10 protein-coding genes and 1 pseudogene are annotated in these 14,683 nt (G+C 60.9%); 7 read left to right on the top strand and 4 right to left on the bottom strand.

Annotation, left to right across the window (positions count from 1 at the left end):
- On the bottom strand, positions 1-174 hold the full coding sequence (locus ACZ89E_RS15235) for a hypothetical protein (RefSeq protein WP_178128985.1): 174 nt from the start codon (positions 172-174) through the stop codon (positions 1-3).
- Between ACZ89E_RS15235 and ACZ89E_RS15230 the strand changes: the two are divergent.
- From ACZ89E_RS15230 to ACZ89E_RS15220, 3 genes and pseudogenes are all read left to right on the top strand, one after another.
- Positions 173-1,037, top strand: a pseudogene (locus tag ACZ89E_RS15230) (DMT family transporter). The gene ACZ89E_RS15235 and the pseudogene ACZ89E_RS15230 sit on opposite strands and share 2 nt — an antisense overlap.
- Positions 1,038-1,376: 339 nt before the next feature.
- On the top strand, positions 1,377-1,676 hold the full coding sequence (locus tag ACZ89E_RS15225) for a hypothetical protein (protein WP_149657134.1): 300 nt from the start codon (positions 1,377-1,379) through the stop codon (positions 1,674-1,676).
- A gap of 134 nt (positions 1,677-1,810) precedes the next feature.
- Positions 1,811-2,191 carry a type 1 fimbrial protein gene (locus tag ACZ89E_RS15220; protein ID WP_476255974.1) on the top strand — a complete coding sequence of 127 codons (381 nt, stop codon included), beginning with the start codon at positions 1,811-1,813 and terminating at the stop codon, positions 2,189-2,191.
- A 105-nt stretch (positions 2,192-2,296) separates the two neighbouring features.
- On the opposite strand, the gene ACZ89E_RS15215 is transcribed toward ACZ89E_RS15220, so the two are convergent.
- Positions 2,297-3,205, bottom strand: a complete 909-nt coding sequence (locus ACZ89E_RS15215) for a DMT family transporter (RefSeq protein ID WP_149657132.1) — start codon at positions 3,203-3,205, stop codon at positions 2,297-2,299.
- A gap of 157 nt (positions 3,206-3,362) precedes the next feature.
- Here ACZ89E_RS15215 and aceK point away from each other — a divergent pair, with 157 nt between their 5' ends.
- From aceK to ACZ89E_RS15200, 3 genes are all read left to right on the top strand, one after another.
- Positions 3,363-5,084 carry a bifunctional isocitrate dehydrogenase kinase/phosphatase gene (aceK, locus tag ACZ89E_RS15210; protein WP_476255973.1) on the top strand — a complete coding sequence of 574 codons (1,722 nt, stop codon included), beginning with the start codon at positions 3,363-3,365 and terminating at the stop codon, positions 5,082-5,084.
- A gap of 242 nt (positions 5,085-5,326) precedes the next feature.
- Positions 5,327-9,238: an ATP-dependent RNA helicase HrpA gene (gene hrpA, locus ACZ89E_RS15205; RefSeq protein ID WP_476255972.1), complete on the top strand. Its 3,912-nt coding sequence runs from the start codon at positions 5,327-5,329 to the stop codon at positions 9,236-9,238.
- A 348-nt stretch (positions 9,239-9,586) separates the two neighbouring features.
- The gene (locus ACZ89E_RS15200) at positions 9,587-10,708 is read left to right on the top strand and encodes a beta-ketoacyl-ACP synthase III (protein ID WP_463259696.1); all 1,122 of its coding nucleotides are present in this window, start codon (positions 9,587-9,589) and stop codon (positions 10,706-10,708) included.
- A gap of 439 nt (positions 10,709-11,147) precedes the next feature.
- Here the strand turns inward: ACZ89E_RS15200 and ACZ89E_RS15195 are convergent, their stop codons facing one another.
- Positions 11,148-12,464: a putative porin gene (locus tag ACZ89E_RS15195; protein ID WP_149657127.1), complete on the bottom strand. Its 1,317-nt coding sequence runs from the start codon at positions 12,462-12,464 to the stop codon at positions 11,148-11,150.
- 280 nt (positions 12,465-12,744) lie between these two features.
- Here ACZ89E_RS15195 and ACZ89E_RS15190 point away from each other — a divergent pair, with 280 nt between their 5' ends.
- Positions 12,745-13,869, top strand: a complete 1,125-nt coding sequence (locus ACZ89E_RS15190; RefSeq protein ID WP_476255971.1) for a GNAT family N-acetyltransferase — start codon at positions 12,745-12,747, stop codon at positions 13,867-13,869.
- 15 nt (positions 13,870-13,884) lie between these two features.
- Here the strand turns inward: ACZ89E_RS15190 and aqpZ are convergent, their stop codons facing one another.
- Positions 13,885-14,580 carry an aquaporin Z gene (gene aqpZ / locus ACZ89E_RS15185; RefSeq protein ID WP_476255970.1) on the bottom strand — a complete coding sequence of 232 codons (696 nt, stop codon included), beginning with the start codon at positions 14,578-14,580 and terminating at the stop codon, positions 13,885-13,887.
- Positions 14,581-14,683 lie beyond the last annotated feature (103 nt).

The raw sequence follows: 14,683 nt of genomic DNA, 5'->3' as shown, positions 1-14,683 counted from the left end.
TTACCCCCCTCCTGTCAGTAGCACGCCGGTGTGCGCCGTCGTATCACCGCCAGGCGTTGGCATTTCGGGCTGATCAGCTTTTCTCTGCTGTTCCCCCATGCCCGTCTGAAAAAACGACTGAACTTCAGCCTCGGCTGAGTTGGCTTTTTTGCCTGATGACAGGTGGTATTTCATGTTTGTCCTTTCGAAAAAAACCGCGCTCGCGGCGGCGTCCACGAGCCTGTTCGTCCTGCTGTGGAGCAGCGGGGCGATCTTCTCCAAATGGGGCCTGGCCCACGCGTCACCGTTTGCCTTTCTGTTGATCCGCTTCACCATCGCCCTGTGCGGGTTGCTGCTGTTGATGCCGCTGCTCAAGCTGAAACGGCCCAAGGGCGGCAAGCCGATGCTGTATGCGATGGCCACGGGCGTGGTGCTGCTGGGGGCGTATCAGATTTTCTATCTGCTGGCCCTGGACCTGAAGGTCACGCCGGGCGTGATGGCGACGATCATGGGCGTGCAGCCGATCCTCACCGTGGTGATCATGGAGCGCCAGCGCTCTATTAGCCGCCTGTTTGGCCTGGCGCTGGGGTTGGCCGGGTTGATCATGGTGGTTTACCAAGGCATCGGCCTGGCCGGGATGTCGCTGGCCGGAATGCTCTTTGGTCTGCTGGCGCTGGCGAGCATGACCTTCGGCTCGATCATGCAAAAACGCATCACCGACAATCCCCTCGGCACACTGCCCGTGCAATACCTGGCCGGGCTGTTGCTGTGCGGGGTCTTTGTGCCGTTCCAGCCGTTTCATTTCGAACACAACACCGGGTTTATCGTGCCGGTGTTGTGGATGGGCCTGGTGGTGTCGGTGCTGGCGACGTTGTTGCTGTATCGGCTGATTGCCCGGGGCAACCTGGTCAACGTCACCAGTTTGTTTTTACCTGGTGCCGGCAGTGACGGCGGTGATGGATTACCTGATCTTTGGTAATCGTCTGGCGTTGTTGAGCGTGCTTGGGATGTTGCTGATCATTGTGGGATTGGTGTTTGTGTTCCGTCAGGCTCGCTAACGCTGACTGCTGGTCCTACAGCGAACCTGTGCGCTGTCGCGGCGGCGCACAACTTTCCAAGACGTTTCCTACGAAGTACCCTGTTGCCGCGTTTCGGCATCGACCTCTATAGTTTGGGCTCGCGGAAAATCCCGCGAATGACCTTGGCCGGTCGATCACACCAAACGCACCAGCGTCATTGTTTAGACATTTTCATGTCTGGATGTCGTGTTATGGCAGCTGTGCGCGGGACACCTTCGGGTGTGCCGGGGTTGGGTGTGCCGGTCGGCCAACCCGCACACAGCTGCCACCTTTTTCGCTTGGCCGCGAACGGTGGCAGCTCTATATGGAGTTGCACCTATGCTCGAAGTAATGCCCCGTTACCTTCCCATCGACACCTACGACGCCGACCACCCGGTGCTCTACATCAACACCCACCGAGAAGTCAGCGACATCGCCGCCTGCGCAATGCACCGCTTCACCGTGATCCGCGACCTGACCGACACCCTGACCAGCCTCAACCTCACCGGCATTTCCGACGGCGACCTGACCCGCGTCACCCGCGCCGTTCACCTGCTGGCGCGCGAAGGCTGCGCCATGCTCAACGTGGTCCAGGCCCGGGCGCGGCAGCGAGAAGACGGTTACAAAGCGGCGGTGTAGCGACTGACGCCTGACCAGCGTGCGGTATGCCAGGCACGCCGCACACGAAAAATAACCCTCGAATTTTGCAGAAAACCTCAAGAACCGACCCCAGCCTGTCGACAACCTCCTTACATACTCAAGGAGCGTTCACTATGAACAGTCAGCGTTTGGCCGTCGGGATCAGTCTGTTTTTCGCCATGAGCGGTGCTTGCCTGGCGAGCACGACGATCAGCCAGGGCGTCATCGAGTTTCGCGGCAGTCTTGTCGAATCGAGTTGCGCCACCGGCATCGGGGCGAATTCGACGGTTGAACTCAGCGATTGCGCGACGTCGGCGCGGGGTGGCAACGTCAGTGCGCATCGCGTCGAGCCGGCGCGTTCGGTGAGTGCACTGGACCCTTCCAGCGTGGATGTGAAACTGCTGAGCGAAAGCCGTCAGGGTGAGCATTACTACGATCAGCAATACGCCTTGGTCGATGGCGCCGGCAAACCGGTGACGGCCGGCAATTACCTGATTACGCTGACAGCGCCTTAGCCGCCCAATACCCCGTAGCTGCCTAAGGCTGCGATCTTTTGATCTTGTTTTTACGATCAGGATCAAAAGATCGCAGCCTTCGGCAGCTCCTGCGGGGGGCAGTCTCTAGCGGGTAGCCACCTCAGCCGGCTTCACCACCGCCGGTTTCAACACCAGCCACAACGCCGCCGCAATCAACACCCCGCCATAGATGTGCGCCATCGACAACGGCTCATCCAGCAACAGCGCGCCCCACAACACGCCGAACGGCGGGATCATGAAGGTCACGGTCATCGATTTCACCGGGCCGATGGAGCTGAGCAAGCGGAAGTACACAATGTACGCAAACGCGGTGCACACCAGGCCCAGCCCCAGCAGCGACAACCAGACATTCCAGCCGCCCCAGCTTGCCGGAGGGTTGCTGATCACGCTGTAGCCGAACAGCGGCAACAGGAACAACGTCGCACCGAGCATGCTGCCCAACGCCGACAAGCGACTGTCGAGGCCGCCGGCTTGGTCCAGCCAGCGTCGGGCCAGGAACCCGGCGAAACCGTAGCACGTGGTGGCGAGCAGGCAGGCGAGGGCGCCCATCAGCAATTGCAGATCGAACGCCACCGGACCGGCGCGGGTCAGCACGCCGACGCCAAACAGCCCGAGGAACACCCCGCCTAGCTTGGCTGCGGTGAGTTTTTCATGGAAGAACAACCCACCGATCAACACGCCCATCAGCGGCGTGGTGGCGTTGAAGATCGCCGAGTAACCGGCCGGCAGCACTTGGGCAGCCACGGAATACAGGGTCGCCGGAATCCCGGAGTTGATCACCCCGAGCAGCATCACGGTCTTGAGTTTGCCTTTGAAGTCCCAGCTGATGCGCATCAGCCCCAGGATCACCAGCAAGCCAACGGCCGCAATCGACACCCGGAAAAACGCTGTGGGAATGGTGCCAATCACCGGGGCGATGATGCGCATGAACAGGAAACTCGCGCCCCAGATCGCCGCCAGCGAGAGTAAACGGACAATATCGACAGGGCTCACGGTGCACTCCTTCCTTTATGGGGACGGAAGTGTTGCCGAGCGCCTGATCGATGGCAACCGAAAAACGTGCAATTAACTCCGGCCGAAAATTACGCTTCTCCTGCACCCGGTTCACTGGCTAAGCTCAGGGCTCCGAAATACCCGCAGAGGTCTCACCATGCCGCAGCAATGGCCAGCCGCCGATATCGCCCGAAGGATCCTCGACGGCTTTGACGATTACCGCGAGCATTTTCGCCAGATCACTGACGGTGCCCGGGCGCGTTTCGAGCAGGCCCGGTGGCAGGAGGCGCAAGTCGCCTCGGCGGCGCGGATCAACCTCTATGAAGAAAAGGTCGGCGAAACCATCGAGCGATTGCGCGCGGCCTTAGACAGCGAAACGCTGATGGACGTGAGCTGCTGGCCACTGGTCAAAAGCGCCTATATCACGCTGATCGACCTGCGCTTCGACGATGAACTGTCCGAGACCTGGTACAACTCGATCTTCTGCGGGCTGTTCAGTCATGACCTGATCAGCGACGGCTGCATGTTCATCCACACCACCCGGCCGAGCCTGCGCCGGGCCCGGGCCGCGCAAACCCGCACCTACAAGCCCCAGGGGCACCTGTCGGAAATGTTGGCGAGTATTTTTGCCGACTACCGCTTCAGCGAAGATTACGCCGACCTGGCCGGCGACCTGCGCCGCCTCGAAGCGCAACTGCGCGAGAACCTGCCGGACTGGGTGTGCAAGGACCCGGAACTGTCCGTCGAACTGTTCTCCTCGGTGCTCTACCGCAATAAAGGCGCATACCTGGTCGGGCGCATCTACACCCATGACGAGCAATGGCCGCTGGTGATTCCATTGCTGCACCGCGAAGGGCGCGGGATTCAGATCGATGCGCTGATCACTGATGAAGCCGACGTGTCGATCATTTTTTCGTTCACCCGTTCGTACTTCATGGTCGATGTGCCGGTGCCGGCGGAGTTCATCGGCTTCCTCAAGCGCATCCTGCCGGGCAAGCACATCGCCGAGCTGTACACCTCGATCGGCTTCTACAAACACGGCAAATCCGAGTTCTACCGGGCGCTGATCAACCACCTGGCCAACACCGACGACCAATTCATCATGGCCCCCGGTGTGCGCGGCATGGTGATGAGCGTGTTCACCCTGCCGGGCTTCAACACCGTGTTCAAAATCATCAAGGACCGCTTCTCGCCGTCGAAAAACGTCGACCGCGCCACGGTGATCGAAAAGTATCGACTGGTGAAAAGCGTCGACCGGGTCGGGCGCATGGCCGACACCCAGGAATTCGCCGACTTCCGCTTCCCGCTGAGCAAGTTCGAACCGGCGTGTCTGGAAGAACTGCTCGACGTGGCGGCGTCCACGGTGTCAGTCGAAGGCGACACCGTGCTGATTCGCCACTGCTGGACCGAACGGCGCATGACGCCGCTCAACCTCTATCTGGAAAACGCCAACGAGGCGCAGGTCCACGAGGCGCTGGAAGATTACGGCCTGGCGATCAAGCAACTGGCGGCGGCGAACATCTTTCCCGGCGACATGTTGCTGAAGAACTTCGGCGTCACCCGACATGGGCGGGTGGTGTTTTATGACTACGACGAGATTTGTTTCCTGACCGAAGCCAACTTCCGCCACATCCCGCAGCCGCGCACGCCGGAAGACGAGATGGCGTCCGAGCCGTGGTATTCGATCGGGCCGCTGGACGTGTTTCCCGAGGAGTTTCCGCCGTTTCTGTTTGCCGATGCCGGGCAGCGGCGGTTGTTTGATCAGTTGCATGGCGAGTTGTACAACGCCGATTACTGGAAAAGCCTTCAGGAAGCGATTCGTGCGGGGAAGGTCATCGACGTGTTTCCCTACCGCCGTAAGGGCCTCGACAACGAATAGTTCCCACTGATCGTTCCCACGCTCCGCGTGGGAATGCCTCCCTGGACGCTCCGCGTCCGCTCTTGGGACGCAGAGCGTCCCTGGCTGCATTCCCACGCAGAGCGTGGGAACGATCACAGCTGCAAGCTGCAAGCTTCAAGCTTCAAGCTAAAAGCCGATCTGCTTGTAGCTTGATGCTTGTAGCTTGCCGCTGCTTCTCTGTTACCCTTGCGGCTTTTGGCTTACAGCTTGCCGCTGCTTCTATGACTGACGAATCGCCTTCCATCGACAAACTGCTGAAAAACCTCGATCACGCCATGATTGCCGACCGCCACCGGCTGCGGCGGCAGTTGCTTGAGCTGCGCAAGAAACCTGACGAGGCCAAGTTGGCCCAGTGGGTGACGCGCATGCAGGCGTCCTGTGATCAGGTGTTGGCGCGGCGCGCCAGCCTGCCGGTGATTCGCTACGACGACAGCCTGCCGATCGCCGCCAAGCGCGACGAAATCAAAGAGGCGCTGCTCAAGCATCAGGTGCTGATCATTGCCGGCGAAACCGGTTCGGGTAAAACCACCCAGTTGCCGAAGATCTGCCTGGAAATCGGGCGCGGCCAGCATGGTTTGATCGGCCACACCCAGCCGCGTCGGATCGCTGCCCGCAGCGTCGCCAGCCGGGTCGCCGAAGAACTGGCCACGCCACTGGGCGCGCTGGTCGGCTATCAGGTGCGGTTCGAGGACCAGAGCGATTCCAACACCCTGATCAAGCTGATGACCGACGGCATCCTGCTGGCGGAAACCCAGAACGACCGCTACCTCGAACGCTACGACACGATCATCGTCGACGAAGCCCACGAACGCAGCCTCAACATCGACTTCCTGCTCGGTTACCTGAAAACCCTGCTGCCGCGTCGCCCGGACCTGAAAGTCATCATCACTTCGGCGACCATCGACCTGGAGCGTTTCTCCAAGCATTTCGATGACGCGCCGATTGTCGAAGTCTCGGGCCGGACCTTCCCGGTGGACACCTGGTATCGCCCGCTGACCCTGGAGCAGGACGAAGAGGGCAACCGCGTCGAGGATGACTTGACCGTGGACCAGGCGATCCTCGCCACCCTCGACGAAATCGCCGCGTTCGAACGCAGCGAGCGCAAGAGCCCCGGCGATGTGCTGGTGTTTCTGCCCGGCGAGCGCGAGATTCGCGACGCCGCGGACATGCTGCGCAAGGCCCAGCTCAAGCACACCGAAATTCTGCCGCTGTACGCGCGGTTATCGCCGGCCGAACAGCAGCGGATTTTCCAGTCGCACCCAGGGCGCCGCGTGGTGCTGGCGACCAACGTCGCCGAGACGTCGCTGACGGTGCCGGGCATTCGTTACGTGATCGACAGCGGCACCGCGCGCATCAGTCGCTACAGCTACCGCGCCAAGGTCCAGCGCTTGCCCATCGAAGCGATTTCCCAGGCCAGCGCCAACCAGCGCAAAGGGCGTTGCGGTCGGGTCGAGCCGGGCATTTGCATTCGTCTCTACGGCGAAGAAGATTTCATCGGTCGCCCGGAATTTACCGACCCGGAAATCCTGCGCACCAACCTCGCCGCCGTAATTTTGCAGATGCTGCATCTGCGCCTCGGCGAGATCACCGATTTCCCGTTTATCGAGCCGCCGGATGGCAAGGCGATCAGCGACGGTTTCAACCTGCTGCAAGAGTTGTCGGCCGTTGACCGCAACAGCCAGTTGACCCCGCTGGGGCGCAATCTGGCGCGCCTGCCGGTGGACCCGCGCATGGGCCGCATGTTGCTGGAAGCGGCGAAACTCGGCAGCTTGCAGGAAGTGCTGATCGTCGCCAGCGCCATGTCGATCCAGGACCCGCGCGAACGTCCGCCGGAACGCCAACAAGCCGCGGACCAGGCCCACGCCCAGTGGAAAGACGTGGATTCGGACTTCGCCGGGCTGGTCAATCTGTGGCGCGGTTTTGAAGAGCAGCGCCAGGCGTTGACCGCGAGTCCGCTGCGTAACTGGTGCCGCAAGAATTTCCTCAACTACTTGCGCCTGCGCGAGTGGCGCGACTCGCATCGGCAATTGAGCCTGATCTGCCGCGACATGCAGTTGACCCTCAATAAAGAGCCGGCGGACTACCCGAAACTGCACAAAGCCGTGCTCTCCGGGTTGCTCAGCCAGATCGGCCAGAAAACCGACGAGGGCGACTACCTCGGCGCGCGTCAGCGGCGTTTCTGGATTCACCCGTCATCCGGCCTGGGCAAGAAGCGCCCGCAATGGCTGATGGCCGCCGAACTGGTGGAAACCACCAAGTTGTATGCGCGCATGGTGGCCAAGATCGACGCCGACTGGATCGAGCCGCTGGCCGGGCACCTGATCAAGAAAAACCACTTCGAACCGCATTGGGAGAAGAAGCGCGGCCAGGTTGTGGCGTTTGAACAGATCACCTTGTTCGGGCTGATCGTGGTGGGGCGCCGACCGGTGCATTACGGGCCGATTGATCCGGTGGTGTCCCGTGAATTCTTCATTCGCGAAGGCCTGGTCCGGGGCGAGATTCAGTCCAAGGCCAAGTGCCTGACCGCCAATGCGCAGTTGCTGGAGCAGCTCGACGAACTGGAGGCCAAGGCCCGGCGTCGCGACATCCTCGCCGACGAAGAAACCCTGTTCGCCTTCTACGACGCGCGGCTGCCGGCGGAGATCCACCAGACCGCAACCTTCGACAGTTGGTACAAGGTCAACAGCCAGAAAGACCCGCAACTGCTGATCATGCGCGAAGAAGACGTGCTGGCCCGCGAGGCCAGTGAAGTCACCGCTCTGCATTACCCGGACACCTTGCACATCGGTGATCTGGAACTGGCCCTGAGTTATCACTTCGAGCCCAATCACCCGCGTGACGGCGTGACCCTGCGCGTACCGGCACCGTTGTTGCCGATGCTGCCGCCGGAACGCCTGGAATGGCTGGTGCCGGGCGTCATTGAAGCCAAGTGCATCGCGTTGGTGCGCAACCTGCCCAAGGCCCTGCGCAAGAACTTCGTGCCGGTGCCGGATTTCGTCAAAGCCGCGCTGCAGCGCATGACCTTCGCCGAGGGTTCGTTGCCCCAGGCTCTGGGCCGCGAACTGCTGCGCATGACTGGCGCGCGGGTCAGCGATGAAGCCTGGGCCGAAGCGGCGCAGCAGGTCGACAGCCATTTGCGGATGAACCTGGAAATCGTCGATGGCCAGGGCAAGTTCCTTGGCGAAGGGCGGGATCTGGCGGAGTTGACCGCACGCTTCGCCGAGGCCAGCCAAGCGGCATTGGCCGTGCCGCAAACCGCGAAAAACCAGCAACCGGTGGAGCCGAAAGTCTTCGCCGCTGTCGCCGAGAAAACCCAGCAGAAGATCGCCGGGTTGTCGATGACGGTGTATCCGGCATTGGTGGAGGAGAGCGGGACAGTCAAGGAAGGGCGTTTTTCGACCCCGGCTGAGGCCGAGTTCCAGCACCGTCGCGCGTTGCAGCGTTTGCTGATGCAGCAATTGGCCGAGCCGGCGAAGTTTCTGCGCGGCAAGTTGCCGGGCCTGACCGAACTGGGGCTGATGTACCGCGAACTGGGGCGCATTGATGCCCTGGTCGAAGACATCCTGCTGGCGAGTCTCGACAGCTGCATCCTCGACGGCGAAGACCCGTTGCCGCGCGATGGCGCCGGGTTGGCGTCGCTGGCCGAGCGCAAGCGTGGCGGCTGGACCGAGCACGCCGAACGTCTGGCGAAGCTGACCTTGGAGATTCTCAAGCTCTGGCATGGTCTGCAAAAACGCTTCAAGGGCAAGATCGACCTGGCCCAGGCCGTGGCGTTGAATGACATCAAGCAGCAGCTCAGTCATCTGGTGTATCCGGGATTTGTCCGGGAAACGCCGATGCAGTGGCTCAAGGAACTGCCGCGCTACCTGAAAGCCGTCGAGCAGCGTTTCGAGAAGATCGGCGCGCAGGTGCAGCGGGATCGGGTCTGGAGCGGTGAGTTGTCGGGCCTGTGGACGCAATACCAGACCCGCGCCAACAAACATGCGCAGGAAGGCAAACGCGATCCGCAACTGGAACTGTATCGCTGGTGGCTGGAGGAATACCGGGTGTCGTTGTTCGCCCAGCAACTGGGGACCAAGGTGCCGATCTCCGATAAGCGCCTGAACAAACAGTGGACCCAGGTCGAGCCATAACCCCTCTGTGGGAGCGGCTTTTGTGGCGAGCGAGCTTGCTCGCGCTGGGCTGCGCAGCGGCCCCAAAATTTTGTGAGCGCTGCGCACTCAAGCGGGAGCAAGCTCCCTCGCCACAAAAGCCCGCTCCCACAGGGGTGAGGTGTTTGATCCGGCAAATAGGGCCAAACCCCAGCGTTTATGGCAAACTTCGCGCCTATAAACGCCGGCCCCGCCGTTTTGCGCCTTCACAGGCCCGGGCGGTTCGGAATAAAGCGATGCCAGGTTTGCTTCCCCGGACGGGAAACGACCCTTTGTGTGTTGGTACGTCGGTGCCAACGCTTTCTGCCTGAACAGATTAGAGAAACGACCATGCATAACGTCGTCATCAGCGGCACCGGCCTCTACACCCCGGCCAACAGCATCTCCAACGAAGAGCTGGTGCAGTCTTTCAACGCTTACGTCGCGCAATTCAACGCCGACAACGCTGACGCCATCGCGCGTGGCGAGCTCGAAGCGTTGACCGAGTCCAGCGCGGCGTTTATCGAAAAAGCCTCCGGCATCAAGAGCCGCTTTGTCATGGACAAGGACGGCATCCTCGACCCGCAACGCATGGCGCCACGCCTGCCCGAGCGGTCCAACGACGAATGGTCGGTGCTCTGCCAGATGGCCATCGGCGCTGCCGAGCAAGCCTTGCAGCGCGCCGGCAAGACCGCCGCGGACATCGACGGCGTGATCGTCGCCTGTTCCAACCTGCAACGCGCCTACCCGGCCATCGCCATCGAAGTCCAGGAAGCCCTGGGCATTGAAGGTTTCGGCTTCGACATGAATGTGGCCTGTTCCTCGGCGACCTTCGGTATCCAGGCCGCCACCAACAGCGTGCAACTGGGCCAGGCCCGGGCGATCCTGATGGTCAACCCGGAAGTCTGCACCGGTCATCTGAACTTCCGCGACCGTGACAGCCACTTCATCTTCGGCGACGCCGCCACCGCGGTGATCATCGAACGTGCCGACCTGGCGACCTCCCCGTACCAGTTCGACATTGTCAGCACCAAGCTGCTGACCAAGTTCTCTAACAACATCCGCAACAACTTCGGCTTCCTCAACCGCGCGGCGGAAGAGGGCATCGGTGCCAAGGACAAACTGTTCGTGCAGGAAGGCCGCAAGGTATTCCGCGACGTGTGCCCAATGGTCGCCGAGCTGATCGCCACGCACCTGGACGAAAACAAGCTCAACATCGGCGATGTGAAACGCTTCTGGCTGCACCAGGCCAACCTCAGCATGAACCACTTGATCGTCAAGAAACTGCTGGGGCGCGAAGCCACCGAAGAAGAAGCCCCGGTGATTCTGGATACCTACGCCAACACCAGCTCCGCCGGTTCCGTGATTGCGTTTCACAAGAACCAGGATGACCTGGCCAGCGGTTCGCTGGCGGTGCTCAGCTCGTTTGGTGCCGGGTATTCGATTGGTAGCGTGATTCTGCGTAAGCGCTGAGTTAACGCCTAAAAGATCGCAGCCTGCGGTAGCTGCTACAGGATCGGGTTCAACTCAATAGTGAGGTTGGACTCGATTCTGTAGCAGCTACCGCAGGCTGCGATCTTTTTTTGTGCATGAGGTATTTGGGCCAAGGACGCTTTTGTGGCGAGGGAGCTTGCTCCCGCTCGGCTGCGAAGCAGTCGTAAAGTCAGCGAATGCGGTCTGTCTGATGAAATGCAGGGGACCGCTTCGCGCTCCAACGCGAGCAAGCTCGCTCGCCACAAAAGGCCGGTGTGAATGGGAAATGAAAACAGCCCCGCGCTGGACTATCGGACGGATGATGGGGACCGATAGACCAACGCGAGGCTGTAAAGGAGCAGCTTCGAGCGGCAAGCTTCAAGCTGCCAGCAGTGCGCTTGAACTTGAAGCTTGTAGCTTGAAACTTGCAACTGCTTTTTTAGAACTTGGCTTCGGCATCCAGTTGCAGGGTCTTGATGTCCGAGTCGCGGATGGTGGCGTTGGTGAAGTCGGATTTAGCCATGAAGTACGTCGCGCCCAGGGCGAAGTTCTTGTCGATTTCATAGCTGACTTTCAACTTGCTGCCACGCGAACCGGTGAAACCGTTGGCGAAGTCGGAATCGGTGAAGGCACCGACCACGGCGTTACGCTGTACGTCGCGATAGTTGTAATCCACAGCGAAGCCGTAAAGCTTGGTCTTCACACCGGTCAACCAGGCAGCGTCCTGATCGTTGCTGGCGTCTTTGTTGGTGACGTATTGACCGTACAGCGACAACGGCATTGGCAGGCCGCCGATGTCGATCTGACCAAAACCTTCGTACAGCTTGAACTGTTCGTTCGGAGTGTTGCCGTTGGTGGCCAGGATCGATGGCGTGGTGGTGCCACCTGCGGTGATGTCGTCGTCGTTGTCGTAACCGTAGACGCTGCCACCCAGGGTCAGTTTCAGGTTGTCGGTGATGGCGAAGCGCGCACCCAACTGACCGGCGTACAGACGCAGGTCGTGCTTGAACTGCACGCCGTCGCCGTCGACGTTGTCCTTGAGGGTGTAGTGGCCGGCGCTGCCGAACAGCTCGGTGCTGGCGCCCAACGGGTACTTGTAAGTCAGTGCCAGACCTTCCGGGCTGATGTCGCTATCCCAGATGATGTCGCCCATGCTCACCCATTGCTGCGGCATCTTGCCGCCCACAACGTGCAGGTTCTTGAGGAAGTCGGGGTGGTAGTCGACGTAGCCCTGATCCAGCCAGATCGACTTCTTGTCGAAGTAGCCGTCCAGGCTCTGGTTGGTGGAGCGAGCGTCGTCGTTGTTGCCGGTGGCGATACGGATACCGGTGTCGACCTGCGGGTTGATTTCGCTGTAGGCACCCAGGCGAACGCGAATGCGCTGACGGTCCTGGTCTTTGTTGTTCGACACACCATCGTTCTTCACCGTTTCCTGGCGGAAACGCACGTCACCCTTGAACTGGGTCTTGGCAGCCCAGGCCAGTTTCTGGTCGAAGGTGCTCAGTTCATTGGTTTTCTTCGCGGTCGCGGCGATCTGCTCGTTGGTCTCTTGCTGAGCCTGGCGGGCGATTTGCTGGTCTTTCTGGTCACGGGCCAGTTCGGCTTGCAGTTCGGCGTATTGCGCCTGGGAAATCGAGCCGTTTGCCTTGAGCATGTCGAGCAGTTTGGCGTCGACTGCGGCGCTGGCCGGAACACTCATGGCCAGCATCAGGCCGCCACACAAGGCCGCCGCAGTTTTCGTGGAAGCAAGACGCATATCAATCTCCGAAGATGAAAGGGATGACTGAGCCATCCAGGACACAACCGACCAATGACGGACGGAAAACAGTGACCGGGTAGAACCCGGCGCTCTAAAAACAGGCGCCAGTATCGCGATGGTTTATGACAGTGCAGTGGCAAAGTGATGGCAGCTCGATGACGATACAAACCTTTCGTGAACCTTTGTTCTAGAGCACTGTCGGCGGATGACGGGTGTGCAATGGGCGGCGATAAGCGATACTCGCCGGGCTGTTACGCGAACAATTGTGAGAATGCCGATGCCGCTGCAACGTCTGGAAAGCCTGTCCGAAATCGCGCCGCTCACGTGGGACGCGCTGGTGCCCGAAAATCAGCCATTCCTGCGCCATGCCTTCCTCAGTACGTTGGAAGACAGCGGCAGCGTCGGCCCGCATTCCGGCTGGCAACCCGAGCATTTGCTGCACATCGAAGGCGAGCGTCTGATCGCCGCATTGCCCAGTTACCGCAAGTGGCATTCTTACGGCGAATACGTGTTCGATCATGCCTGGGCCGATGCCTGCGCCCGTGCCGGCATCGACTATTACCCCAAACTCCTGACCGCCGTGCCGTTCAGCCCGGTCAGCGGCCCGCGCTTGTTGGCGGCCCGTGTCGAGGATGGTTTTGAGTTGCTCAAAAGCCTGCCGGGTTATCTGGAAATCGAAGAACTCTCCAGCGCGCACATCAATTTCACCGACCCGTTCACCGACGCCGCGTTGGCCGAACAGCCCGGCTGGCTGCAACGCATCGGCTGTCAGTACCACTGGCAGAACCGCGACTATCGGGACTTCCAGGACTTTCTCGACGCCCTCAGTTCGCGCAAGCGCAAGCAGATGCGCAAAGAGCGCGAGCAAGTGGCGGGGCAGGGCATCGAGTTCGAATGGCTCGAGGGGGCGCAACTGACCGAGGCGCAGTGGGATTTCGTCTACGCCTGCTACGCCAATACTTATGCGGTGCGTCGGCAAACGCCGTACCTGACGCGGGAATTCTTCAGCCTGTTGGCCGAGCGCATGCCGGAATCGATTCGCGTGGTGCTGGCCAGGCAAGGCTCACGGCCGGTGGCCATGGCCTTCAGCCTGGTGGGGGGCGACAGTTTCTACGGTCGTTACTGGGGTTGCCTGGCGGAGTACGACCGTTTGCATTTCGAGACGTGTTTCTATCAGGGCATGGATTACGCCATCGCCAATGGCTTCCAGCGATTCGACGCCGGGGCTCAGGGCGAGCACAAGTTGATTCGCGGCTTCGAGCCGGTGATCACCCATTCCTGGCACTACCTGCGCCATCCGGGGTTGAAAGCGGCGGTCAAAGACTTCCTGCAACAGGAACGGGTCGGGGTGTTGGCGTATGCCGAGGAAGCGAGGACCGCCTTGCCTTACCGGCAAGCCTGATCCTCGCCACGGGCATCAGCTGCCTTCCTTGGCCAGCCAGCGATAAGTCACCCCGCCGACCACCGCGCCGAGCAGCGGGGCGACCCAGAACATCCACAACTGCGCGATGGCCCAGCCGCCGACTATCAACGCCGGGCCGGTGCTGCGCGCCGGGTTGACCGAAGTGTTGGTGACAGGAATCGAGATCAGGTGGATCAGCGTCAGGGCCAGGCCGATGGCGATCGGTGCCAGCCCGGCCGGCGCGCGTTTGTCGGTGGCGCCGAGGATGATCAGCACGAACATCGCTGTCATCACCAGTTCACAGACGAAGCCTGCGGCCATCGAGTATTTGCCGGGGGAATGCTCGCCGTAGCCGTTGGAGGCCAGGCCTGCCGACAGGTCGAAGCCTTCCTTGCCGCTGGCGATGTAGTAAAGCAAGGCCGCCGCGATGATCCCGCCAATGACTTGGGCGATGATGTAGGCCGGTAATTCCTTGGCCGGGAACCGACCGCCGACGAACAGGCCGACCGATACGGCCGGGTTGAGATGACATCCAGAGATATGGCCAATGGCGAACGCCATGGTCAGCACGGTAAGACCAAACGCCAGGGCCACACCCAGCACCCCGATACCCAACGGCGAAGACGCGGCCAGCACCGCACTGCCGCAACCTCCCAACACCAGCCAGAACGTACCTAACAACTCAGTGACTGAACGTTTGAACAGAGACATGAGAGCGTCCTTGATAGGCGACCTATCGAGACTGTAGTGCGTGATGCGTCCTGCAGATGTACGACAGGCTCATTTCCAGAACCTTGGCTGAGTACAGCAGGGT

Source organism: Pseudomonas sp. TE3899 (assembly GCF_056279105.1).
The sequence above is the reverse complement of the archived record's forward strand: the minus strand, read 5'-3'. Positions and strand labels throughout refer to the sequence as shown.